This is a genomic window from Photobacterium kasasachensis, from assembly GCF_050336885.1.
Taxonomy (GTDB): Bacteria; Pseudomonadota; Gammaproteobacteria; order Enterobacterales; family Vibrionaceae; genus Photobacterium; species Photobacterium kasasachensis.
Genome location: NZ_JAKJSH010000005.1, coordinates 587640 through 611385, shown reverse-complemented (window position 1 = coordinate 611385; position 23746 = coordinate 587640). Strand labels below are relative to the sequence as shown.

Genomic DNA, 23746 nt, shown 5'->3' with positions numbered 1-23746 from the left:
TATAGTCGCTAGTTACCTTTTTGATCGGAATTACGGCATATGATCACGGGCTATCCCGTGATCATATACTCACTTAGAGTGATGAATTCGGCGGATAATACCTAGGAAGAGTCCACTCGCACTGCTTATCAAGGCATCAGGAAAGTCATAATCAGGATTATGCAGTTCGGGATGCCCGCTTCCACTCCCTAAGCAAAATAAAGATCCCGGCCATTTTTGCAGGAACTCGGCAACATCTTCCGACCACCTCATTGGCTCTGAAAGTATCTCTACCGGTAAACCAAGCTCGTTAGCTTGTTCACAAACCAGTTCACAGTGTGCTGGTGAATTAACTACAGCATTAAACGATTCCTGCCATTGAACCTGGCTGGTCAGCTTATCCTTTGCGGCCAGCGTCGATACCATCTCGCATAGGTCATGTTTCATGCTATTTAACACTGCACTATTATCACTTCTCAGGGTTGCCATAATGGTAGCCTTGCCGGGAGCTGTCCCGAATGCTTCCTCTCCCAACAGCGCATGAACAACCGTCACCAAGGTGAAAGACTCCCTGTAACGCGTTGGCATGCATTGCAGGTACTCAATCACCTTAAGCATCGCTGTGGTCGGATTTACGCCATTCTCAGGCCTGGCCGCGTGTGAGGTCTTTCCTTCCAGCTCTATCGTCACCCCCGTTGATGCACAAGCGAACGCATCAGGCTTAACTATTACCGTGTGTAGTGGGTACCCGGGAAGGTTATGATAGGCAAAGACATTATCAACCTGCTGCTCTGCTAACCAGTCATCATTGAGCATGCTCGCCGCCCCCATACCTGTTTCTTCAGCTGGCTGAAAGAGCAGTATGACTTTTCCCTGATTTGGCGGGTTAACCGACAACGTTTGGGCTACAGCCATCAGGGTTGCCGTATGTCCATCATGCCCACAAGCATGCATCACTCCCTCATGCTGCGAACAGTAGGAAAAGCCGTTCTTCTCTGTAATTGGAAGTGCATCAAAGTCAGCCCTTAGCAGTGTTGTTTCTCCGGGTTGTCCGCTATCAAAAGTACAGACAACGCCATGCCCACCAATCCCCGTATAGGGGCTCAAACCGAAAGCTTCTAACTGCTGAGCAATCAAAAGTGCGGTATTTTCCTCAAACGAAGATAGCTCAGGATATTGATGAAGGCGGCGGCGAAAGTGGATAGCGTCAAAGTTACAGTCGTTATCGGTGGGTGTATTCATAACTGCTAGTAATTGATAAATTAAATAGCAAGACTACTGCTGTTTTAGAAATAACACTGTGACTTCAATCGCAAATTAAATACCTGTTATTTCAAGCATAATCACTATATTACAGAGAAATAATTCATACTAAATTTGAAAACATAGATTTACAATCACCAAGAAACAGCAAACTAATATAGTTCCGCCCCTCTCTAAAGCAGGTGATTATTGATTAATTTCACCATAGAATAAATTAGCAGCACCTTCAATAATTAATGAATAATATTTCAGACTCTAATTTGCGACATCATCGACATACTTTTAATTTGTTTAGCCCTATTTTAATTTCACTTGGTAGGCATTTCCCTTACCAAATAACTTTAGGGGATGTATTATGCTCGCAGTTAAAGAGTCAACGAAAACTTTTCAATTTCCGACAGCCTTTACAATTCTATTTATTATCATGCTTGTGGCTATTGGTCTTACATGGATTGTTCCCGCTGGCTCGTATTCGAAGCTATCGTATAATTCGGGCGATAATACCTTGTTAATTACCAGCCCACATGGTGATTCAATCTCTGTTCCGGCCACTCAGAACGAATTAGTCAAGCTGGATATAAATATCGGTATCGATCAGTTCATCAATGGCACAATACGTAAGCCCATTGCGATCCCGGATACATATCAACAGCTCGAACAATCGCCCAAGGGACTGGGAGATGTCGCTGTCAGCATGGTTGAAGGAACGATCGAAGGGGCCGACATTATTGTCTTCATTTTAATTCTCGGTGGAATGATAGGAGTCATCAATAAAACAGGTGCCTTTAATGCGGGATTAATTTCACTTTCAGAAAAAACAAAAGGCAGGGAATTTTTATTTGTCGCGCTTGTTTGTATTGTAATGGCACTTGGTGGAACAACCTGCGGATTAGAAGAAGAAGCAGTTGCTTTCTATCCTATTCTGGTACCCATTTTTCTTGCCCTCGGTTTTGACTCAATTGTCTGTGTCGGTGCAATATTTCTTGCCGCTTCAATAGGTACGGCTTTTTCAACAATTAATCCGTTCTCAGTCGTTATCGCCTCTAATGCGGCAGGTATTTCCTTTACTGAGGGGTTAGGCGTTCGAACTTTTGGTTTAATTGTCGGAACCATTACCGTCATCGGGTATTTATACTGGTATTGCAAGAAAATTAAAGAAAACCCATCATTCTCATATACTTATTCTGATCGGGAGGCATTTAAAGAGCGGTTTTTAAAAGGAAAAAGTCTAGATGAAAAAGTCCCTTTCACAGTGCGCCGTAAGATTATTCTATTCTTATTTGCCATTGCATTTCCAATGATGGTCTGGGGAGTATCGATGGGAGGATGGTGGTTCCCTCAAATGGCTGCTTCGTTCCTGACCATTGCCATTATCATCATTTTTATCTCAGGCCTGAAAGAGAAAGAAGCGGTAGAGGCTTTCACCCAAGGGGCATCCGAGCTTGTTGCTGTCTCGCTGATTATTGGTATGGCGCGCGGCGTCAATATCGTTCTCGAACAAGGAATGATTTCCGATACGATTCTGGCCTATGCCTCTGATCTTGTCTCAGGAATGCACGGAAGTGTCTTTGCCGTATCCCAGATGTTCGTCTTCTTCCTGCTTGGGTTAGTTGTCCCCTCTTCTTCAGGGCTGGCAGTACTATCAATGCCTATCATGGCACCGCTGGCTGATACGGTAGGAATTCCACGGGATATCGTGGTCTCGGCCTATAACTGGGGACAATATGCGATGTTGTTCCTGGCGCCAACAGGGCTGGTGTTAGTAACGCTTCAGATGCTGGATATTCCCTTTAACAAATGGGTTAAGTTTGTTCTTCCAATCGTGGTTTTCTTACTTGGCTTTGGCTCTCTATTGTTAACAGCACAAGTTATGATGATCTAAGTTGAGATGAACGGGCTCAATCTTATTGAGCCCGATAATACTAGCGAGCACATTCCGCCAGCTTAATAGCGTTACCCAGGACATGCAGACAAGTCAGACGACCTACCCCGCCAGGCACAGGTGTAATCGCCGCTTCAGAGAAAATGCCGTCATGGTGCTTGATATCCCCTACCAACTTACCGTCAACACGATTGATACCGACATCGATAATCAGTTGCCCTTCGATAAACTGGGAGTTATCCAAGATACCGTGAGCACCGGTGGCAACCACAATAACGTCATACTTGTTCCAATCAACCGCTACGAGGTCTGAACGACTGTTAAAACTCGCAACCGTACTCTGGCGGTTAATAAGTTCAATCGCCAATGGTTTACCGACGATATTACTCCGGCCTACGACCGCCACTTTCAAGCCGGGAAAATTATATTCGCCGCAGTGTGCGGAAATAATATCTACAGTTGCCTGTACCGTACACGGAAGAACGGCATTCTGGCCTAATACCAACTGACCGAGCGCCTCGGAACCAAAGCCGTCAACATCGACAGTCGCCGGAAGATCCGGAGCTATCAGTCCGTTTGGTAAAGGAAGCTGAAATAAAATCGGATGCTCGGCTTTTTCTGCAAGCACATCAAGGTCCGACTGTGTTGTTCCTTCTTCGGCAAGGACAATGTGATGGCACTCAAGACCAAGCTCATCAAATAGCCTGATTTTATTACGGACATATACTTTGCTGGCCGGGTCTTCGCCAACGGTGACAATAGTAAGCTGAACTGGTGTACTAAGAGTCTCTATTTTGTCTTTTAACTCAGCTAGTTTTGATTCATAAATTGTATTTATTACTGATTTCATTTTTCTTGGCTTTTGTGACATGTCCTTGCTTTATAACCAACTGATTTTACATGCACATTGCGTTAGGACAAGGAATCAACTGTTACTTAATAAATTAGGACAGAAGAATAATGATGTGATAGCAGCAAAAATAAAGCTACTATCACAAAGGTTTAGCAAAGAGGCGTCGATTGACGCCTGTTCAGAAATGTATTTTTCCAACCTGAGCCTGCTAACTAACAGGCTCAATTGCATGTTAGCGGCAGCCGAAGTTTATACGCTGCCACCCCTTTACTAATAATGTGTACCTAGAGCCAACTTGGCCCTGGCCATCCAGACTTTCAAGGCTAACTTATTGATTTTTATCACGTCAAATACAGAAGTTGTATTGGCTTTAGTTATTGCTCTCGCTTGTTTGTATTGCGCCTTGTTAATGCTCTTATATCAAAAAATTAAACGTAAATAATTCGTGTTAAATTAGATATTTACAGGCAGAGGCATGCATCTTCTTTAAGACTGTCCTCTACACTATCCAGATCTTTTAGCTCCGTCAGCGCTTCTTCGGCCCAGTTAACCCAAGCCTGACGAATGTGTACACCGCGACGAAGTGTTAGACGGTTTAACCGTTCCTGACGATTAAGCGTTCTATGGTTAGGGAAGTAGATTTTTTCCAGCTCTTCGTAATTATTCATGAGGGTGTGTGACTCTTGAATTAACGCTTCAAGCTGTTGTTGCATAGGAGTAGAGTGATGGATACCGCATACTGCTAGCTTGGCAGCAAACTCATCACGAATTGTGGGCGTACGTGTAGGTTCCTGAAACCACTCAAACAGTGCCTGACGCCCCTCATCAGTAATGGAATAAACTTTTCGGTCCGGCTTACTCTGTTGCAACTCAAGCCTAAAACTTGCCCATTTTTTCTCAGCCATTCTGTTGAGTTCACGATAAACCTGTTGGTGGCTCGCCTTCCAGAAATAGCCGATACTGTGAGAGAACTCTTTGGTGATATCGTAACCGCTTACGTCACGACTGCTGAGCACGGTGAGTATTACATGTGCTAGTGACATCTTTTCAATCCTTTTAAAAATATACCGCAATAATAAAGGTGTTCCGGAAGCTGTGTCATCACGACCTCTGTCACACCTCACCAGCAATTAGTTGCGATATCAATGATGCATATTTTATGGGAACAAGTATTAAAAAAATGCGTAAAATTATGAACAGAATCGCCTGGCCACATTTATCGTTTACGACTGAAATTCCTCTTTCAATATGTCAATCGAGGCGGTATACGTCTCCAGCAACTGTATAGACAATTGCTCTATCTCTTCCTCGCCTGCCGCTTTCTTACAAGCGATTTCCAGTGCCTCGCAAGCTTTACTAAGAGCAATCAGACCTATCGCGCCAGCAGAGCTTTTCAGACTATGTGCCGCGGATTCTAGCTCATTGGCTGTGCGAGCAGCTCGAATATCTTGACTAATGCTTGCCGAGCGTTCGAAGAACAGTGTAACCATCTCTCCGACCAACTCATCACCAAGTGTCTGCCTATCGACCTCTAATACAGACGGATCAAATAACACAGCCTGGCTTTCTAAAGGAGCTGTAGCAACATCATTAGCTGCACGAACTTGACGACTGCGACCATGGTAAACACTGGTGATAATAGCCTTCATCTGGTCAAACTGTACCGGTTTGCCAAGAAAACCATCTAAACCGGCTTCGAGATAGGATTCAATTTCCTGACGAAAGACATGAGCAGAAAAAGCGATAGTTGGGATTCGGCAATCAGCTTTCTTTCGAAGAACATGGGTCAACGTCACGCCATCCGTATCCGGAAGGTTGATATCCATCAAGATAAGATCGATATCATGTTCATCAATAGCCGCCTCAGCCTCAGCCCCTGACATGGCAACGATTACCTTATGCCCCAGCCTATTCATAAACCCTTTTGCTACCAGAACATTGGTATCATTATCTTCAACTAACAAGATATTCAGAGGCGGAACTGAAAGAGAAACTGTATCGACATCTGAATTCAACTCGCCTTCAGCAGCGACATTCATCGGAAACGTCAAAGTGAACCGGCTGCCTTTATCCGGTACGCTGGAGACAGTCAGCTCCCCGCCCAGCATCTCAGCAAATCGCCGGCTGATAGGCAAACCTAAACCGGTTCCTCGTTCCGACCGCGTCGCCTGCTCAAACGGCAAAAAAATCGCTTCGTGCTTGTCTTCAGGGATCCCTTTACCTGTATCAGCCACCTCGAAACAAAGCATCAGCTGGTTTTCTGCCAGTTGTTCTGCCAGCTCCTCGGCTAGATACACAGAAATATTAACCTGCCCTTGCTGGGTAAACTTAATAGCATTTCCGACCAAATTGATAACTATCTGGATAACTTTATTGAAGTCACCGCAAATGTGACCTGGTACGTCGCTACCGATTGCATACGTTAATTCTATATTTTTTTCTTCCGCCCTTGCCTTAAAAATATTAATTACATTGGTCGCAATCGAACTGGTAGAAAAGCAGCTTTCGTTGATATCAAAATGACCCGCTTCAATCTTGGAATAATCCAGAACGTTATTCAGCACCCCCATCAGGATCTCTCCAGACGAGATAATCGTCTTGGTATATTGCTTCTGCTGACTATCAAGCAAGGTACCATCAAGGAGATGGAGTGTTCCCATGATCCCATTCATTGGTGTACGAATCTCATGACTCATATGAGCCAAAAACGTCGACTTGGTCTTACTAGCCTCTTCTGCTTGCTCCCGTGCATTGGCATGCTTAATAACTTCACTATTTAAAGCATCATTGGCTTTTGTAAGCTGTGCAGTACGATCATCGACCAGCTTTTGCAATTCGTTCTGATGTTCTTGCAATGCGAGGGCATTTTTTTTAAATACCGATATCGCATCGGCAAGGTGCCCGACATCTTCCCCTTCGCCGCGAGGGATATCGACAGATAAATCACCGGCCGCGAGTTTTTTTATCGCTGCCGTCATTCTGCCAGAGGGTTCAAGAACATCATTGCCTTGCATTACAGGGGCACCAATCGAGGCCTGATGTCCAGCAAGGGAAGTTGCCACCGGTTCTGATTCAGAGAGAGGAATCATACTGCCCGTGATATTGGCGGAAGCTTGCGAGATTTCCAGAGTCATCGACTGAAGGTAGGCGATAAACTTGTTCACCGATTTACCAATATCCCCCAGCTCATCATGGGACGTAATCTCTATTCGTGACGATAAATCGGCTTCTCCGGTCGATAGCGTATCGATACGCTCTTTTAGAATCACTAACCCTTTGACAATCTTATTTATCGACCAGGTCGCAACCAACAGAGCGACCACCAGCAGAACTGCCGATGTCGCAATACTTATATAGACCTTGTGATTAAAAATATCTTCGGTGGCACTCGTCAGGCCATCCTGGATATTGGTAATATCGCTGGCATATGTGCCAGTGGCAATCGTCCACCCCCATTCCGGATACACATTCCGTGCATAAGCTATCTTGCTCTCGGTCTGTTTAGTGGTTGGATTCTCGTAGGCAATTTGAACAAAAGCCTCTGTTTGGCCTCGGATCGCATTGGCTATCTTTGTCGTCGTTGACGGAATCGTTGTCCCGATAATTTCAGACTTGGGGTGAGCCAAGATCTTGCCATTTTTGTCCTGAACCCAGAAATAGCCGTTTTGACCGTATTTTGACGCACTGATACTGTTTAGTGCAGCCTGAAGTTTATCCTTCCTAAGGGTACTAATGTACTCACCGGTAGCGATAACCAAATTTAAAGGTGCAAAATAAAATGAAGCGGTCAGTTTCTCTTCGACCTTGCGAGTCACCGGGTTCAAAAAATGATAGCTTGCAAAACCAATATCATTGGATCTGGCCTCAGCTACAATATCTCGCGCGTAGTAGACACCTTTTGAATCCGTTTTATTGATGGCGCTAGAACCAATAATACTGGCCTTTACCCCGTTTGCCTTATTCACCAGCGTGGTCGCATCATAGGCAAAAATATAGCGGCCATTATTCCAATGGTACTCGTTGATAAACGCATGAATACTGGTTTCTGCCTCGGCAGCCGAACCGCTGTTACGATATATGCTTTCGATAGTATCTCTGAATGTCGAAATATCCGTTGCCAACTCGGCCCTGATACTTTCTAACTTTGAGTTTTCGTAATAGTCAGAAAGTGACCGGGTAACGGTATCAACCTGTCCTTTCAAATGATCATTCAACAACAAAGCAACTTTATCACTAACATTACTTTGCTCAGCCTCAAGGACGGCCTTTTCGGTACTCATCAAGCTAGTAATGAAAAAACAACTCATTATGAGTAAAGATGCACACATAATGAGTGATAGCTTGGCTTTTATGGTCAGATTCATCGAGCTACATAACTTCCGGTGCAAACAAATATCCCTCGCCATGTACCGTAATGAAGATCTTGGGGTTCTTAATGCTCTCTTCCATTTTGTTTCTTAACCTGCGAACGAGCACATCTATAGTGCGATCACTGGGGGAGTCAACCCGGTGTGATATCAAGTTAAGCAACCGGCCGCGACTTAGCACTCGACTAGGATGAGTAATAAACGCCACCAGCAACTCATATTCCGCTTTGGTAAGCCTTATTGCCTCACTACCTTTCGATAACTGGCGCTGCGTAACATCAAATTCAAAGTCCATGAAACAAAAGCGGCTATCATCTTTTTCCAGTTGCGCCCAGGCCGCTTCTGCCTGTTGTAGCGCATCACGAGTAAGCTGGATCCGCCATAACAAGTTCTTAGCCCGTACCAGCAACTCTCGTGGTTCGACAGGTTTGGTAACGTAATCATCTGCCCCCATCTCCAGACCCAAAATTCGGTCAATGGGATCAGTCCTGCCCGTCACCATTATGATAGCGATATCGGACGTATTCCTTACCTCACGGGTTAGTTGGATCCCGTCTTCACCCGGCAGATTGAGATCCAGAAGGATTAGGTCAATTTTTTCATTGCCCAGAACAGCCTTCATCGCCGCACCGTTTTCAGCCTCATAAACGGTATAGCCAGCCTGAAAAAAGTGACCTCGGAATTTCATTCTAACGATGGGATCATCTTCAACAATCAAGATCTTATAAGTCATAGGTTCTCTATATACAGCCATGCGTTGAAACTGGAGGAACAGCCCCCGCCCAAATTTATACCCAAATACTTTCTTATATTCTTGGCAAGAATAATAACACACTCGATTACTGCCTGTTGTAAGCAAATGCAATTGCTTACACTTAACCACGATAGCAATATCTGTCAGGATATTTGCCTTCTTCAAGGCGATACTAGCAAGCAATCAGAAGACGAACTGGAACATACCGTGAAAGCAACGACAGGCCATACATTGGAAGTAAATGAGAATTACCAGCAAAGAATCGATGAAATCTGTAACTACATCCATTCACACCTCGATGAGGAGTTAACTGTTGCCGAGCTCAGCAAAGTGGCACATTTCTCTAAATATCACTTCCATCGGCAGTTCAGCCATTACATGGGGATCAATGTATTCAAATTTGTCCAGCAACTGAGACTCAAACGCGCAGCCTATCAACTGGTTTTCCATCAGAAGACGCGCATTATTGATATTGCGCTTGATGCGAAATTTGAGTACCCGGAATCCTTCGCTCGGGCATTTAAAAAGGAGTTTGGCCAGTCGCCTTCTGAGTTCCGCAACCAACCCAATTGGTTGCACTGGAATCAACAGTATCATCACCGTGAAAGAGCATTGGAGAGACACATGAAGGTAGAAATCATATTCTTCGAAGAGGCCAAAGTGGCAGTAAAAGAGCATCGTGCAGCGCCGGAACGCGTCAACGAATCGGCAAGCCAGTTTATTGAATGGCGCAAATCAACCGGACTCTCACCGATTACCAGCAGCAGAACCTTTGGCATCATCTATGACGATCCTAAGGTCACGGCCCCTGAGGACTTTCGCTTCGATATTTGTGGTGAAGTCAAACAAGCGATCGGCACTACCACCCATGGGATTATAAACAAAACCCTTCCTGCTGGACGATGCGCAGTTATCAGGCATCATGGTTCACATGATGACCTAGATAGCAAAGTCCATTATCTCTATGGGCAATGGCTGCCTGAAAGTGATGAGGAGTTACGCGATTTCCCCTGCTTCTTTCATTATTTGAACTTCTTCCCCGAAGTTGCGGAGCATGAATTAGTAACAGACATCTACCTACCACTAAAATAAATAGTACTAGATAAAAGGGCAATCGGCGTAATGATTTAAGCAACTTCAATTTGTATCATCGGCGCCGATACACAACAAAAGTACACATGAAAATATATTTCAGCATTAGGAGTCCAAGGATGACTAAACTACCCTATTCACGACTCGGCTTCGCTCTGCTTGTTATATTATTATCAGCTATAAGCTCATATGTTTTTGCCAAGCAATCGCCTCATGATGGCCTTCGTCTGGAAACAATCCATCATGACGGCCGACAACGAAGCTTCTACCTGCATCTACCGCCTCAACACACATCTTCCGATCAATTTCCCTTACTACTGGCCCTACATGGCGGAGGCAGAGCCGACGGAGACGAACTGGCGGAGAGAACCGGGTACAATAAACTCGCAGACCAGAAAGGTTTTTTTGTTGCCTACCCCAATGGTATCGATGCGCAGTGGAACGACGGCCGTGGAAAAACAGCCAGAAAATCTGACAAGATCATTCTCATTGACGATGTCGGCTTTCTCAGCGCACTGATCGATCATCTTATAGATACCCACAATGTCGACCCGAGCAGAGTCTACATGACAGGCCTTTCCAATGGCGGCATGATGACACTCCGAATGGGCTGCGAAGCCAGCAACAAGCTCACTGCCATTGCTCCTGTCATTGCCAACATGCCAGCAAAGCTAGCCAACACCTGCCGTCCAGGCTCACCGCTACCAATGCTATTAATGAACGGAACCCAGGATCCAATGATGCCATGGCAAGGTGGTACCGTCCGTTTTATGCGTAAGAAAATGGGAAATGTGTTATCAACGGACGAAACGTTGAAATTATGGAGGAAACTTAACCAATGTTCATCCGTCACCTCTGTTGAAATGCTGCCTGATACAGATAAGACAGATGGCTCAGTCGTCAGAGTCGTTCGCTATCAGTGCGCTAGCAATCACGCTGACGTGATCTTGTATGCTATCGAAGGCGGCGGCCACAATTTCCCGGGCAGTAACACGCCAGATTTGCCTCGCCTCTTGGGTAACAAGAACAACGATATTAACGGTCCGGAAGTAGTTGTTTCCTTCTTTATGTCAATAAACAAACAAAGCCGCCACTGACGTGACGGCTCTGGGTTTATCATTGCAGGTTAACTATCCAGTAACTACTGAAGCTTAAACTGGTTCACAATCGCGACTAATTGCTCGTTGCTGCTGGCAAGGTTGTTGGTACTGTCCATAGTTTGAGTACCGTTATCTGTCAGCTGGCTAACCATCTCCTGAATTGCCATCATGTTGCGGCTGATCTCCTCAGTCACCGTACTTTGTTGCTCGGCTGCTGCCGCAATCTGAATACCGAGATCGTTGATTTCGACAACAGATGTCGCCATCGAATCAAGGCTCTCAGTCACATTCGACGTTGTATCCGCCGTTTGCTGACAGCTATTTTTCGTCACATCCATGGCTGCGACAACCGAGCTTGCCCCGTTGCGCAAATTGCTCAGCATCTCATTGATTTCAGAAGTACTCTGCTGTGTTCTTGCCGCCAATGCCCGTACTTCATCAGCAACAACGGCAAAACCGCGTCCGTGCTCACCGGCACGTGCGGCTTCAATGGCAGCGTTAAGAGCCAGCAAATTGGTCTGATCGGCAATTCCACCGATAACACCAAGAACAGAGCCAATCTTCTGGGTATCTTCGTTCATAGCCTGAATACTCATCGCCATTGACTCGACTTCGTCAATTAAAGCCGCAACGCTGCTCACCGCCCCATCAACCACACGCTTAGACTGCTCAGCCTCTTCACTGGTCTTCTGGGTAAATGACGCCGACTGAGAAGCACTCTGAGAAACACTTTCAGCTGTTGAGCTCATCTCGTTAACGGCTGTGACGACCTGCTCGGTTTCTGAATAGTGAGCGGTAAGGACATTGTTATTGAGTTCCGTTTGGGTTTTAAGCTGCTGTATCCCATCTGAAATATGCTCGGTAGACTGAGAGACCTCCAGCATCATTGCCTGCAGGTTACCAATAAAGGTATTCACCGCTTCTGCTATCTGCCCTAAATCATCATTGGTATAGACATCAAGGCGACGGGTAAGATCGCCATTACCTTGTGAAAGCTCGACGATAGTCGATTTTAGATCCAGGATTGGACGATAAATTCGATTTAGAACAACCAGAATAATCGCAATCGCAAACACCAGCAATATTCCTGCTGTTGCCAACGAGGTATTCACTGCCTCATCAACCTCGGCGTGAGCGACAGACTGATCGATACCCACCAGAAGGTGCCAGCTGTTTTCTTCGTCGAGAACAATCTCCTTAAAGTAAGCAATCTTGTCGACCCCTCCCAGACTATAATCGAAAATCCCCTGCTCTTTAGAGAGCACCTGGCGTTCTAGTTCTGCCAGTTCAGGAAAGTCTGAGAGCTTTGTCTTACCAGGAACATCCACCTCTCCCGTTGAAGCGACGGTTGTACCCTTATCGTCATACAATCCGGTCATCGCACCAGGGAAGGGAGACTCGTTGACGACTTCGCTCAGCAAATCCAAATCCAGATCTGCGAGCAAAACACCACGGAACTTATCTTCGTAAAAGAATGGTTCTGCAATACTGATCATCAACTTTCCAGAAGATGCTCCTTTATAGATACCAGTAATGACAGTACTCCGCTTTTGCTTGGCTGCTTTGTACCAGCCACGGACTCGGGGATCGTACAATGCCAGGCTACGCATACCACTTTTGGCGCCGTAAGAGCGACCATCTTCAAAACCTACAACAAAGTCTGAGGCCTTAGATACGCTCGCAATTTGTTTCACCATTAAGGTGATTTGCAAGTCACTCCGATCGATAGCGAAATCGGGTGCGGTGGCAATGACACCTTCCTTAATGGTTTGAAACCAATCTGTGATTCTGTCTGACGAACTGTCAATTTTAAGCATTGAATATTCATCAATGTTCCTCAGAATCGAGGAAGACAGCTGCCGGTAGGATAAAAAAGACGAGATAGCCAATGAGGCTACCAACAACAAGACTGCGACCGATATGATTCGGCCTTTAAAGCTTGATAATATGTTCACAATACATCCACTACTCTTCTAATTACGCCAAAAACAATTATTCAGGATAATGATTGCATATGATTACACTAATTTATCACGCCCAAGTCACAAAAATACTGACATGCATGTATAATAAACACAACAATATGCCATTAAGGAATACAGAATCAAATTAGTAACAAATGACTGTATTTCGTAGTCAATATAAATATATATCTAGACCACCTAACAAGTTATCACTTAACCTTGCTGCTAATACTTATTGCCGATTGTATTTATACATAAGGCTATTGGGTGTTATTCATCACAGTGAACACTACAATTAAACTTGTCACCACTGACCAAAATTCAATCAAAACTGTTACATCTCATTGTAACGAAACAACAATTGATAGATATATTTAAAGATATGCAGCATGCTAAACAAAACATAATTTACTAAAAGTAAATATAGAATAAAGACACTAGATTTTAAATTCTAAATAATGAAAAACAATTTATTGAATTAAGATCACACTGACGTTTTCTTTGTGATTACCCCCATACAATACCCGCCGTCTCAAAAGGTCCCGAAAAGCCATCAAGGCATTGATAATCAAGCAGCAATCTCAAAATCAATCTTATTGGGATACAATATTCCATTAGAATAGAGTTATTAAACTAATATATCACAGCGCTTTCAATTCGTTTTTATCGTCATTTTTTTGGCGATAATGATATTGTCTGGCTGATTTAGTCGTCAATTAATTAACTAATATTGTTCTTTCGCACAATATTAAAAAGACAATAAAACTTCTCTGTGATTTTATTATTCAYCAGGATTATAATAATCACGTACAGCGACAAATAAATTAAATGGATTTCATATCAATATACATTAGTTTTTCTACTTTCCAATTTTCAGCAACTTATAAATTGACTTTTAGCTTGGGCATATTAAACCAAGCGAATACATGACGTGTATTAAAAGGGATATATCAATGAAATTATTAAAGCACTTGTTATGTTTAATTACATTAAGTTTTGTTCTTACTGCTTGTAACAGCGGGGGAGGAAGTTCCAGCGAAGCAGACCAAGCCGTTAGTGGGATTAGCACTCCATCAACAGTCAGTGTCGTTAACTAACAATAATAACAAAAAGGACTTGATATGAATAAGATATCTTTAGCAGCGGCAATCACCAGCGCCCTCTTTTCAGCTTCCACTACTGCTAATTTTAGCGATCCGGGCACCGACTACTCAAACACCATTGCTGACAGCTATGTCGGAGAGCAAGCCGCCGAGCCGCTTAATATGGCTAACATGCTGCTATGTATCATGAAAGCTACCGGTGCCGAGCATTTTGCCAATGCCGATTACCGGGCTTTGGTCGACTCAGCACAGTGTGAGCAACGCCAGGATGACTCCAGCTCACAGGCCGCCAGTAAAATTTCCTACTCGGAAGTTGTCGTTAGCTCCAAGCGTGCCAACAGCAACAGCCCTCAGGAAGTTGAAGTATGGTTCCAGGACTCTGAAGAGCAAGATGGACAATACATTATCAACACCACGGTTTCGGCAGCACCTGGCCCGAACAGCCCTTTTGGTGAGCTGCAGTTTACCTTTAAACATGCGACAGGTGGCGACAAAGGTGACCTGAACATTAGTGTTCAGAACGGTCAGAACGTCATCAGCCTGATCAATACCTTCGAGGAAGGTAGTAACACCATTGAACAAGCTGCCATCGTACAAATTGACGATGCCCAGGGCAACAGCGGCCGCGGTAAGACACAGGGCATCGACTGGAGTCAGAGCCCGCCGGTACCTGTTGAATACAAACTGGCGTACAACGAAAACTTCTACTTTAAGCAAGTAGGCAGTAACCCTGAGGTTTGCCTAAGCCGAAACAACCCTCGCGAAAACGTTCATAGCTATTCGCTCTTTAATCTTGCCACTGGTGCCCTGCTAGATATTAAAGCTGGATTCAATTTTGAATATATCTCCAATATCAACGGCCAGCCCCAGCACGGATTTATCGGTGAATGGGGACTATGGACAGAAGAAGAACACCAGCCGGGTTACGTTGCTCCTACCACAATTACTGATGAAAACGGTGTTAGCTACAACGTAGTTACAGCGCCTGGCAAACTGGTTCGCCAGACAAAAGGTCAACGCGATCTAAAAGACGGTGAGGCTTTCGAATACTGGACAGGCAGCAACTCAGTGACAGTCTACTGGGTTGAAAGTGCGGGTCAGTTCCAGACTGACAATGGCTCAGGCAGTCCGGACGGTGTTGACGCCGGTATTACGCAAAATACTTACTTCTGGTCTCCTCTACTGCGCCAAAACGTCAATTACCTAGGTAACGGCAGTGGTGCACACCGAGTCGCTTACACAACCAGTGAAACTGTCCGCGCTAATGATGCCATCTTTAACAGCGGTTCGATTGGTTTAACCTGTTACGGCAGCTGTCCGCAAAGCAACGTCAGCATGAATGATGCTATTAACTGGACCTTCACTCAGGCCTACGAAGACCCCTCTTCAACAGGCATCGCCTATACCATCGATCCGGCGGATATGACACTAAAACTGTCAGGACAGCCTGTTAAACTGAACTTTACCCGTGCAGATCTTAGCAATGACCAAGACTTCTGGGGCGCGTCAAGCGGCGAATTTGTCCTTAGCTCTGATGCAAGTTCGGTAACCAGCTGGGATGATCTTAATGGACAGAGCGTAGTTACCTATCGCTGGGAAATGGGGCTAGACAGCTGGAGCCAGCTAACCATGCTGCAAAATCAGACTGACCAGAGCTTCTATGAGTTTGATAAAGCTATCAACTTTATTTATACCCACACCACAGCAAATGATCGCAATGGTGAATCCAGCAATAACAACACCCAGGTCATGCTTGAGTACCACGGTCCGGGTAATTTACATGGCATTCCATGGAATCAGACTAATGGCCAGTGGGACGCACAGTTCAGTATTGCTGACGGTACCGAAGTCTATACCGACACCAATGGCAACCGTTATGTACTGAAAGCAACGGGTATCGACAAACGCTTCTTGCCAGCCGCTGGTGGTGCCGCTGACTGTACAAATTCAGGGTTGAATCTAGCCGGAGCATCGCTGCTGACACTACCAACTGCAGTAAATATCCCGACTATCACTACCACCTGGCAGGATAAAGACAGTCTGACAGTTGCTGACGAGCCTTGGGTCGTCCATGGTGAAGTCCAGCCAGCTGCCAATAAGTAATATACGCTTGTAAATCAACAGCCGATAAATTGATGGCCAAAAATTATGGTTGCTTCCCAATAATGGCAACCTGGTTTTTGGCCTCTTTTTATTATTGAAATAGAAAAATCAGACCAGTACAGCTAATAATTAATCCTATGCTAGAAGACACTTTTTCCATGGCTATGGACTTCTACGTAGGAGAAAAATATGATTCACAATCTGATTCTACTACTGATGGCACCGGTGTTCATTGTTCAGGGCCGTTATGTTCGCAAGGTGACCCCAAAACTGGAAGAGGCTTCCGGTCCACGAAGCGGTAGTGCCGGGCAAGGAAGAGTGCTTCGTTTATTACTGGTCGGCGACTCGGCTGCAGCAGGTGTCGGTGCCGAGGATCAATCTCAGGCACTATCAGGCAATGTAGTCAATCAGCTAAGCAGTCATTTCAAGCTAGAATGGCAGCTTCATGCCAAGTCAGGTTCCACGACAAGAGACACTCGCTCCACCCTTTCTCAACATCCCAAACAAGCCTATGATATTGTGATTGTCTCGCTCGGCGTCAACGACGTTACCAAGCCTTTAAGTTCAATCAGATGGCTACAACAACAAAAAGCCCTTGTTACGCAAATCCGTACTCATTTTTCTTGTCGACAGATCATATTGACTAAAATCCCGCCGATGGAGCAGTTTCCGGCGTTACCCCATCCCTTGCGTTGGTACCTGGGAAGCAAAGCCAAAGCATTTAACCGCCAACTTACCCGTTGGGCTGCCACACAGAACGATTGCGAGTTAATCGACCTCAACTACCGCCTCAAGCCTGAGCAGATGGCTATCGACGGTTTTCATCCCGGACCCGAGATATACCAGTTCTGGGGAGCGACAATTGCCGAAGTGATTAAGGCGCGTTGGAGCTCAGATTGACTCAGTTCCCTGCCGACCTATAGTTAATAGGTAACTATAGCCAAGGCGCGAAGGAGGCAGGAAACATGCCCTCTCACATCTCATATTCCAAATTGGAAAGAACATATACTCCAAATTTTAGGAATAAAATAAATACAGCCAGAAGTACAAATGATGTTTATGATGTCTTCTGCCACACCGTTGCATCTATGTTCAACGACATAACCGACTCCAAGAAATTCAGAGACAGCGATATCGATTTCTATCCTGAAAGAGAGTGTCATTATGAGCTCGGCACCAACCTGAAACGCGAACCGAGTGTTGTTGAATGTTTGCACACGTCAGATATGGGCAGAATACTCGATAATATGGCTCAAACGGCTACTAATCGCCATACCCACCTGATGAAGCACCCAGAGAAAACCAACTCTAAAATAATGCGTCATTAACAGATGTCGAATCGCCACCAGCGATGGTGACGATTCGGTAAAATGCCTAGCCCCTTCAGAATCAGCCTCGACAAACATAGCGTTAACACTTTTTAGAGTATTCTCTCAGTTTTTTATGCATGGTTCTTCTACCATATGCACAAGCGACACATGTTGTTAGGAGTTTACTATGGATCAAAGTCACTTCGTTGATGCTATTCAAAACAAAAAAATGGTGCGTCTAACGTTTATCTCGAAAGAAAATGGCCAGAAACTGATAAGAACCTGTGCGCCAATGGACTTTGGTCCAAGACGGTTGGCTCAAAACCAGTCTGATCGTTATCACCTATGGGATTTTGAAAGTGACCACCGCCATCATATTCTTTCTTTACTCCCTGAGCGCATTGTCGACATGGAGATTTTAGGTGATGAATTTTCACCAGATGAATTTGTTTCCTGGCCAACAAACTGGTTCGTCAAACGCGACTGGGGTAAATATAGTTAGTAACTAACTCCACGATAACCGATTCAATGAAGCTGAAAGGTGAAGTGTTGACCTCACCTTTCTGACCTAGTATGCCTATAGCAAAACTCTCGCTGCTTTTTGAGCCTGTCGAAAATATAAACTCACTCGCAATATCCTATCCAGAATTTCCCCCTTGCTTATCACTGATGTGATAAGCGCTTGAAGTATAGAATAATATCCATAGTTTCATTATCAATAATACTCTTAGGCACTAATGATTACTGCACGCCACCTCGATGCTTGCAACATAGGGAGGAGGCTTCGCTGAGTGATATGGGTAAACAGCGACTTTATCTAACATTCTAAGGATACTTTGATAGGAACTTTATTATGCAAAAATCGTTGATGGCAACGGCAATACTGTTAAGTATTAGTGCCGCCGGTCAAGCCTATGCAGTCAATTGTTCGCAACTCACGGTCTGGGAACAAGGAACGGCTTATAACACCGGTACACAAGTTCAGAGCAAGAATATAGCTTATGAGGCCAATTGGTGGAATATCGGCAATGATCCGGCAAACCATTCTGGACCGTGGCAAGAGTGGACCAATCTTGGTCAGTGCGACACAAACCCCGGCAATCAACTCCCCATTGTGACCCTCACCTCCCCTCTGGCCAATGCACAATTTACCGAAAAAGATATTGTAATACTGACCGCGACTGCCAGTGATACTGACGGTACTGTCGACAGCGTCGAATTCTTGCTGGGAACACAATCACTTGGCGTCATTTCCGCTCCCCCGTACACGCTGAACTGGAAATCGGAAATCGGTAATCATCAGATCGAAGCAATAGTGACTGATAATCAAGGGGCAACCAACAGTGACACGGTTACTATTACGGTTGTCAGTGCCACCGGCAACCTACCGCCTTCGATTGACCTAATCAACCCTACAGCATCATCACAAATCGTTGCCGGCAACAGTATTACCCTCACAGCAAACGCAACTGATGACAAAGGACCTGTCGCTAAAGTTGATTTCTATATTGATGACCAAATTATTGGGACGGACACGAGTGCCCCTTATGAATATCTATGGACCGCACAAGCGGGTATCCGTAGTTTCAAGGCCAAAGCAACCGATATAGATAATGCCTATACCTTCAGTGAAATTGTTACCGTTGCTGTCAGCGATGGAAACACGGGGGGAGGATGCGTCGGTATACCCGCCTATATTGCAGGCCAGGCGTACCTAGTCGGCAATATCGTCCAGCATAATAACCATAAATATCACTGTGATGTAGCAGGCTGGTGTTCGTCAGATTCGGCATGGGCCTATGAGCCGGGTAAAGGCCAGTACTGGGCTGATGCTTGGACGGATCTGGGTATCTGTGCCATTGTGCCTGAAGTCAGTATAACCTCGCCCGCCGATAACAGTACGGTATTGGCAGGAAGTACCGTTACCATCAATGCTCAGGCAACAGATGCAGACGGCACAATTAGCCAAGTTCAGTTCTATGCAGGCAACCAAAGTATCGGTACGGATACCACAGCCCCCTTCTCCGCCAACTGGCAAGCCGCGGGACTTGGTGATGTCGCGATTAAAGCAGTCGCCACCGATAACGAAGGGAATAACGGGGAGTCTTCTGTTCTGGTAAGCATCAGCGACCAAGCTCTTGTTACCAGCCTGACCTCTCCGGCCAGTGGGACGACTGTCAGCTTAGGCCAGGCCTTTAATTTCGCGGCTACTGCGGAATCACTCAATGGTTCCGTACAAAAGGTGGATTTCCAGGTCAACGGCACCATAGTCGCTACTGATACAACGGCACCCTATACAACCAGCTGGACTGCCGGCTCTGCAGGTAGCTATAACGTCATGGCCATAGCAACCGATACACACGGCGCGACGGCCATTTCTGCTACAGCCAGCGTCAAGGTTATCGAACAATCAGCCACTAAGCATAAACTCATTGGCTATTGGCACAACTTCGTCAACGGTGCCGGCTGCCCAATGCGCCTTCGAGACATTTCTCCGGCGTGGGATGTGATTGATATAGCCTTTGCAGACAATGACCGAAACAGTGACGGTACCGTACATTTCAACCTCTATGCCGGTGACATCCACAGCACCTGCCCGGCGCTAAGTCCAGAGCACTTCAAACAAGATGTCCGTGACTTGCGGGCTCAGGGAAAAGTCATTGTTCTGTCTCTTGGCGGAGCCGAAGGTACTATTACGCTCAACACAGACGCGGATGAAGTCAACTTCGTCAACAGTCTCAGCCAGATCATTAAAGAATGGGGCTTTGACGGCTTGGATATCGACTTGGAAAGTGGTTCCAACCTTCTGCACGGCACCCAAATTCAGGCGCGTCTGCCACGAGCGCTAAAGCAGATTGAGGCCAATACAGGCGGAAACATGTACCTCACCATGGCTCCGGAACACCCTTATGTTCAAGGTGGGATGATTGCCTACTCAGGTATCTGGGGAGCCTATATTCCGGTTATCGATCAACTTAGAGACATGCTGAACCTGTTACATGTTCAGCTTTACAACAATGGTGGATTAGCCAATCCATACATGCCGGGCGCAGCACCTGAAGGTTCGGTTGATATGATGGTCGCGTCGGCAAAAATGCTCGTCGAAGGATTCGAGCTTGCTGACGGCACTATGTTCCAGCCACTCCGCGATGATCAGGTTGCCATTGGGCTGCCTTCCGGTCCAAGCTCGGCTAACTCCGGCCAGGCCCCGATACAAAACATCGTCAGCGCCCTTGACTGTCTAACACTAGGAACAGGTTGCGGAACGGTTATCCCGACTAAGCTGTATCCAAACTTCGGCGGTGTGATGACATGGTCTATTAACTGGGACAAACACGACGGCTATAACTTCTCTGGCCCTGTGGGTGACAAACTCAAGGCTATGAACGGAAAATAGAAAACCAATTAAGACTTATAGGAAGCTCAGGACTGCAGTGCCCTGAGCTTCTTTATTCATCATTTACTGTGTCAAATAGGTCAGTGTCTCTTTCTGGAGACGAAGTTTTTCACTCTCCGAAATGAAACTGGCTTCGATGGCGTTCAATGTAAACTGTGCGAGTTCTTCTTTGCTCATCGGATGCGCTTTGGCAACGGCAAGGAAGTTGGCATTCATATACCCACCGAAATACGCTGGATCGTCCGAATTCAACGTCACGCACACCCCCCGACGAAGTAGGTCAACAACATTGTGCTGATCCATATCCTCAAAGACTTTAAGCTTGGTATTGGATAATGGGCAAACGGTCAACGGTACTTTATCTTCAATTAACCGATCCACCAGCGTTTCATCTTCGACACAACGTACACCATGATCTATGCGCGCAGTTCCCAGTAATGCTAAAGCATCATCAATATTTTGCGCCGGCCCTTCTTCGCCAGCATGAGCCACTGTCAGGAAGCCTTCAGTCAAAGCCTTTTGAAATACATTTTCAAACTTTTGCGGTGGATGCCCCAGCTCAGATGAATCAAGCCCAACAGCAATTATCTTATCCTTATGCGGCAATGCCTGCTCCAGCGTTTCAAAAGCCGACTCCTCGTCAAGGTGACGCAAGAAACACATGATCAGCTGACTGGTGATCCCCAGTTCATGCTGGGCCTGAACAAGCGCGCGATGGATCCCACTAATCACGGTATCGAACTCTATCCCCCGGCTAGTGTGCGTTTGGGGATCGAAGAATATCTCAGTATGCAAAACGTTATCTTCTCGGCAACGGAGAAGATAAGCCCAGGTTAAATCGAAAAAGTCCTGTTCATGAATAAGTACGTTCGCGCCCTGGTAATAGATATCGAGAAAAGACTGTAAGTTATGAAACTCATAGGCATCACGCACTTCTTGAGGCGTATTATACGGAATCGCTACCTGATTACGTTTAGCAAGCTCAAACATAAGCTCAGGCTCAAGCGAACCTTCAATATGAAGGTGAAGTTCAACTTTGGGTAAACCACAAATAAATTCTTTCATATCATGCTCCCCACGCCCTATTAATGGGGTTATACGAAATTGTGTTGATAAACACCTAGACAGTAAGTTCATCTATAACAACAGTTTTTAGTTTTTCACAGCTTTACCGTTCTTGCAAATGACAAATACATTAATTGCACATCCACTCAAGTAACTACGTACTTCATAATCACTCATCGGCAAAGTATAACATCACACACCTCATGTTCGACGAGACCATTAGCCAGTACAGTGTAGTTTCATAGGAATATCAACCATTCCGTTACGTTCTCGAATACCATCAATTCTTTCAAAACCAAACTTAAGATACACATCTTCCGCATTCAACGCTGAATTAACGGTAAACTCGCCTTTATTGCCCTTCAATAAGCAATCAGACTTGCCTTTTTCCCACAGTTGGCGGGAAAGACCCTGACCGTTGAAACCGTCTCTTACGAACAAATGATAGAGGTGAGAATTATCTCTGATACCAACAACGCCGACGATACCTACACTAGCATTCTCAGCAACATGATAAACATATCCATCAGACAGATACTGCTCTATTTGCCCCTGTGCCATGGAGCCGAGCAATAAGTCATGTGCCTCTTCTCCCCATGTCGGTAGAATGTATTTTTCTGTTAACGGGATGATTAGATCACTTATCGCTTCGGCATCGGATTTATCTGCTTTTCGTATTTTCATTACTTTCCATTTTCTAAATTAACTTTACTGTTTTTTGTAATCGTACATTGGCGGTTAATGCAATACTGTCCACACTCGCCTGCTTCACTTGAAAGTATCCACCTTGTTGCGAAAGCTGAGTCACTTCAAGTTCCTGAAGAGATAACTGCTCGAACCAATACGGACCTAACGAACACTGTGCTGAACCTGTGGCAATATCTTCATTAATACCAATACTTGGTGCGAAATACCTGAGTACGTAGCCATTATCACCGTTTTGCGCGGTAACAATAATTGCATGGAAATCCCTAATCGTGCTGATCTTGTCAAAGTTCGGCTCAAACCGACACACCTGCTCTTTATTTTCAAGCACAATGACCAAATCCCTTGTGCTAAACACATCAATAGGTTTTACACCTAGCAAATCGCCGTATTTCGACAACTCATGACCATGTAAAGCCTTCCAGCTTGGCATCGTCATCGTAAATGCATCACTACTTTTTGTGACTGTTACCATGCCATGTTTGCTAACGAGGGTAATATCAGGCATATGCGCTGACACCATTTCAAAAATAGCGGCTGCCGCGGCCAAACTGCCATGACCACAAAGGTTTATTTCAATCTCATCGGCAAACCAGCGAATTTCATAACCTTGCTTCACTGCGACAATAAACGATGTAACAGGCTGACCCAGTTGTTTTGACAGTTTTTGTAGCGTTTCGACAGGCAACCAGGTATCGAGTTTTACTACCGCAGCTGGGTTGCCGTTAGCATTATTTCCAGTAAATACATTCAGAATAAACGCATCAATAATATCTTCCTCCTGGGTACTTAACTTGGCTCTGGGCTAT

17 protein-coding genes are annotated in these 23746 nt (G+C 45.3%); 8 read left to right on the top strand and 9 right to left on the bottom strand.

What is annotated here, in order from left to right:
* Positions 1–69: 69 nt before the first annotated feature.
* Positions 70–1221, bottom strand: a complete 1152-nt coding sequence (locus L4D19_RS07110; protein WP_428451857.1) for an amidohydrolase — start codon at positions 1219–1221, stop codon at positions 70–72.
* Positions 1222–1597: 376 nt separating this feature from the next.
* On the opposite strand from L4D19_RS07110, the gene L4D19_RS07105 reads away from it, so the two are divergent.
* Positions 1598–3124 (top strand): YfcC family protein, encoded by a 1527-nt coding sequence (locus L4D19_RS07105; protein ID WP_428451856.1) that lies wholly within the window; start codon positions 1598–1600, stop codon positions 3122–3124.
* Positions 3125–3164: 40 nt separating this feature from the next.
* On the opposite strand, the gene L4D19_RS07100 is transcribed toward L4D19_RS07105, so the two are convergent.
* From L4D19_RS07100 to torR, 4 genes are all read right to left on the bottom strand, one after another.
* Positions 3165–3974 carry a tetrahydrofolate dehydrogenase/cyclohydrolase catalytic domain-containing protein gene (locus L4D19_RS07100; RefSeq protein WP_428451855.1) on the bottom strand — a complete coding sequence of 270 codons (810 nt, stop codon included), beginning with the start codon at positions 3972–3974 and terminating at the stop codon, positions 3165–3167.
* Between the two features lie 464 nt (positions 3975–4438).
* Positions 4439–5020 (bottom strand): PadR family transcriptional regulator, encoded by a 582-nt coding sequence (locus L4D19_RS07095; protein WP_428451854.1) that lies wholly within the window; start codon positions 5018–5020, stop codon positions 4439–4441.
* Between the two features lie 180 nt (positions 5021–5200).
* Positions 5201–8257, bottom strand: a complete 3057-nt coding sequence (locus L4D19_RS07090) for a cache domain-containing protein (RefSeq protein WP_428451853.1) — start codon at positions 8255–8257, stop codon at positions 5201–5203.
* An 88-nt stretch (positions 8258–8345) separates the two neighbouring features.
* Positions 8346–9077, bottom strand: a complete 732-nt coding sequence (gene torR / locus L4D19_RS07085; RefSeq protein ID WP_428451852.1) for a two-component system response regulator TorR — start codon at positions 9075–9077, stop codon at positions 8346–8348.
* A 228-nt stretch (positions 9078–9305) separates the two neighbouring features.
* On the opposite strand from torR, the gene L4D19_RS07080 reads away from it, so the two are divergent.
* Together L4D19_RS07080 and L4D19_RS07075 are read left to right on the top strand one after the other, a co-directional pair.
* Positions 9306–10190, top strand: a complete 885-nt coding sequence (locus tag L4D19_RS07080) for an AraC family transcriptional regulator (protein ID WP_428451851.1) — start codon at positions 9306–9308, stop codon at positions 10188–10190.
* A 119-nt stretch (positions 10191–10309) separates the two neighbouring features.
* Entirely contained in the window at positions 10310–11287 is a 978-nt protein-coding gene (locus L4D19_RS07075) for a CE1 family esterase (RefSeq protein ID WP_428451850.1), read from the top strand.
* A 44-nt stretch (positions 11288–11331) separates the two neighbouring features.
* Here L4D19_RS07075 and L4D19_RS07070 read toward each other — a convergent pair whose 3' ends face one another.
* Positions 11332–13245, bottom strand: coding sequence for a methyl-accepting chemotaxis protein (locus L4D19_RS07070; protein ID WP_428451849.1), 1914 nt, complete (start codon positions 13243–13245; stop codon positions 11332–11334).
* A gap of 1130 nt (positions 13246–14375) precedes the next feature.
* On the opposite strand from L4D19_RS07070, the gene L4D19_RS07065 reads away from it, so the two are divergent.
* From L4D19_RS07065 to L4D19_RS07045, 5 genes are all read left to right on the top strand, one after another.
* A complete protein-coding gene (locus L4D19_RS07065) occupies positions 14376–16460 on the top strand; it encodes a hypothetical protein (protein ID WP_428451848.1) in 2085 nt (694 codons plus the stop codon).
* Between the two features lie 189 nt (positions 16461–16649).
* Positions 16650–17360, top strand: coding sequence for an SGNH/GDSL hydrolase family protein (locus L4D19_RS07060; protein ID WP_428451847.1), 711 nt, complete (start codon positions 16650–16652; stop codon positions 17358–17360).
* Between the two features lie 188 nt (positions 17361–17548).
* A complete protein-coding gene (locus L4D19_RS07055) occupies positions 17549–17788 on the top strand; it encodes a hypothetical protein (RefSeq protein ID WP_428451846.1) in 240 nt (79 codons plus the stop codon).
* 169 nt (positions 17789–17957) lie between these two features.
* Positions 17958–18272: a hypothetical protein gene (locus L4D19_RS07050; protein WP_160650682.1), complete on the top strand. Its 315-nt coding sequence runs from the start codon at positions 17958–17960 to the stop codon at positions 18270–18272.
* Positions 18273–18623: 351 nt separating this feature from the next.
* Complete coding sequence (locus L4D19_RS07045; protein ID WP_428451845.1) at positions 18624–21167, top strand: Ig-like domain-containing protein; 2544 nt, start codon at positions 18624–18626, stop codon at positions 21165–21167.
* Between the two features lie 63 nt (positions 21168–21230).
* On the opposite strand, the gene L4D19_RS07040 is transcribed toward L4D19_RS07045, so the two are convergent.
* The 3 genes from L4D19_RS07040 to L4D19_RS07030 all read right to left on the bottom strand — a co-directional run bounded on the left by L4D19_RS07040 (position 21231) and on the right by L4D19_RS07030 (position 23691).
* Positions 21231–22232 carry an adenosine deaminase gene (locus L4D19_RS07040; RefSeq protein WP_428451844.1) on the bottom strand — a complete coding sequence of 334 codons (1002 nt, stop codon included), beginning with the start codon at positions 22230–22232 and terminating at the stop codon, positions 21231–21233.
* Between the two features lie 219 nt (positions 22233–22451).
* On the bottom strand, positions 22452–22916 hold the full coding sequence (locus L4D19_RS07035; protein ID WP_428451843.1) for a GNAT family N-acetyltransferase: 465 nt from the start codon (positions 22914–22916) through the stop codon (positions 22452–22454).
* A 13-nt stretch (positions 22917–22929) separates the two neighbouring features.
* Complete coding sequence (locus L4D19_RS07030) at positions 22930–23691, bottom strand: PhzF family phenazine biosynthesis protein (protein WP_428451984.1); 762 nt, start codon at positions 23689–23691, stop codon at positions 22930–22932.
* Positions 23692–23746 lie beyond the last annotated feature (55 nt).

Bases quoted from the DNA above. Each gene is read 5' to 3' on its own strand.
- L4D19_RS07040 (WP_428451844.1), bottom strand. From the start codon at position 22,232: ATGAAAGAATTTATTTGTGGTTTACCCAAAGTTGAACTTCACCTTCAT.
- torR (WP_428451852.1), bottom strand. From the start codon at position 9,077: ATGACTTATAAGATCTTGATTGTTGAAGATGATCCCATCGTTAGAATG.
- L4D19_RS07090 (WP_428451853.1), bottom strand. From the start codon at position 8,257: ATGAGTACCGAAAAGGCCGTCCTTGAGGCTGAGCAAAGTAATGTTAGT.
- L4D19_RS07045 (WP_428451845.1), top strand. From the start codon at position 18,624: ATGCAAAAATCGTTGATGGCAACGGCAATACTGTTAAGTATTAGTGCC.
- L4D19_RS07110 (WP_428451857.1), bottom strand. From the start codon at position 1,221: ATGAATACACCCACCGATAACGACTGTAACTTTGACGCTATCCACTTT.
- L4D19_RS07035 (WP_428451843.1), bottom strand. From the start codon at position 22,916: ATGAAAATACGAAAAGCAGATAAATCCGATGCCGAAGCGATAAGTGAT.
- L4D19_RS07060 (WP_428451847.1), top strand. From the start codon at position 16,650: ATGATTCACAATCTGATTCTACTACTGATGGCACCGGTGTTCATTGTT.
- L4D19_RS07075 (WP_428451850.1), top strand. From the start codon at position 10,310: ATGACTAAACTACCCTATTCACGACTCGGCTTCGCTCTGCTTGTTATA.
- L4D19_RS07065 (WP_428451848.1), top strand. From the start codon at position 14,376: ATGAATAAGATATCTTTAGCAGCGGCAATCACCAGCGCCCTCTTTTCA.
- L4D19_RS07105 (WP_428451856.1), top strand. From the start codon at position 1,598: ATGCTCGCAGTTAAAGAGTCAACGAAAACTTTTCAATTTCCGACAGCC.
- L4D19_RS07055 (WP_428451846.1), top strand. From the start codon at position 17,549: ATGTTCAACGACATAACCGACTCCAAGAAATTCAGAGACAGCGATATC.
- L4D19_RS07095 (WP_428451854.1), bottom strand. From the start codon at position 5,020: ATGTCACTAGCACATGTAATACTCACCGTGCTCAGCAGTCGTGACGTA.
- L4D19_RS07050 (WP_160650682.1), top strand. From the start codon at position 17,958: ATGGATCAAAGTCACTTCGTTGATGCTATTCAAAACAAAAAAATGGTG.
- L4D19_RS07100 (WP_428451855.1), bottom strand. From the start codon at position 3,974: ATGAAATCAGTAATAAATACAATTTATGAATCAAAACTAGCTGAGTTA.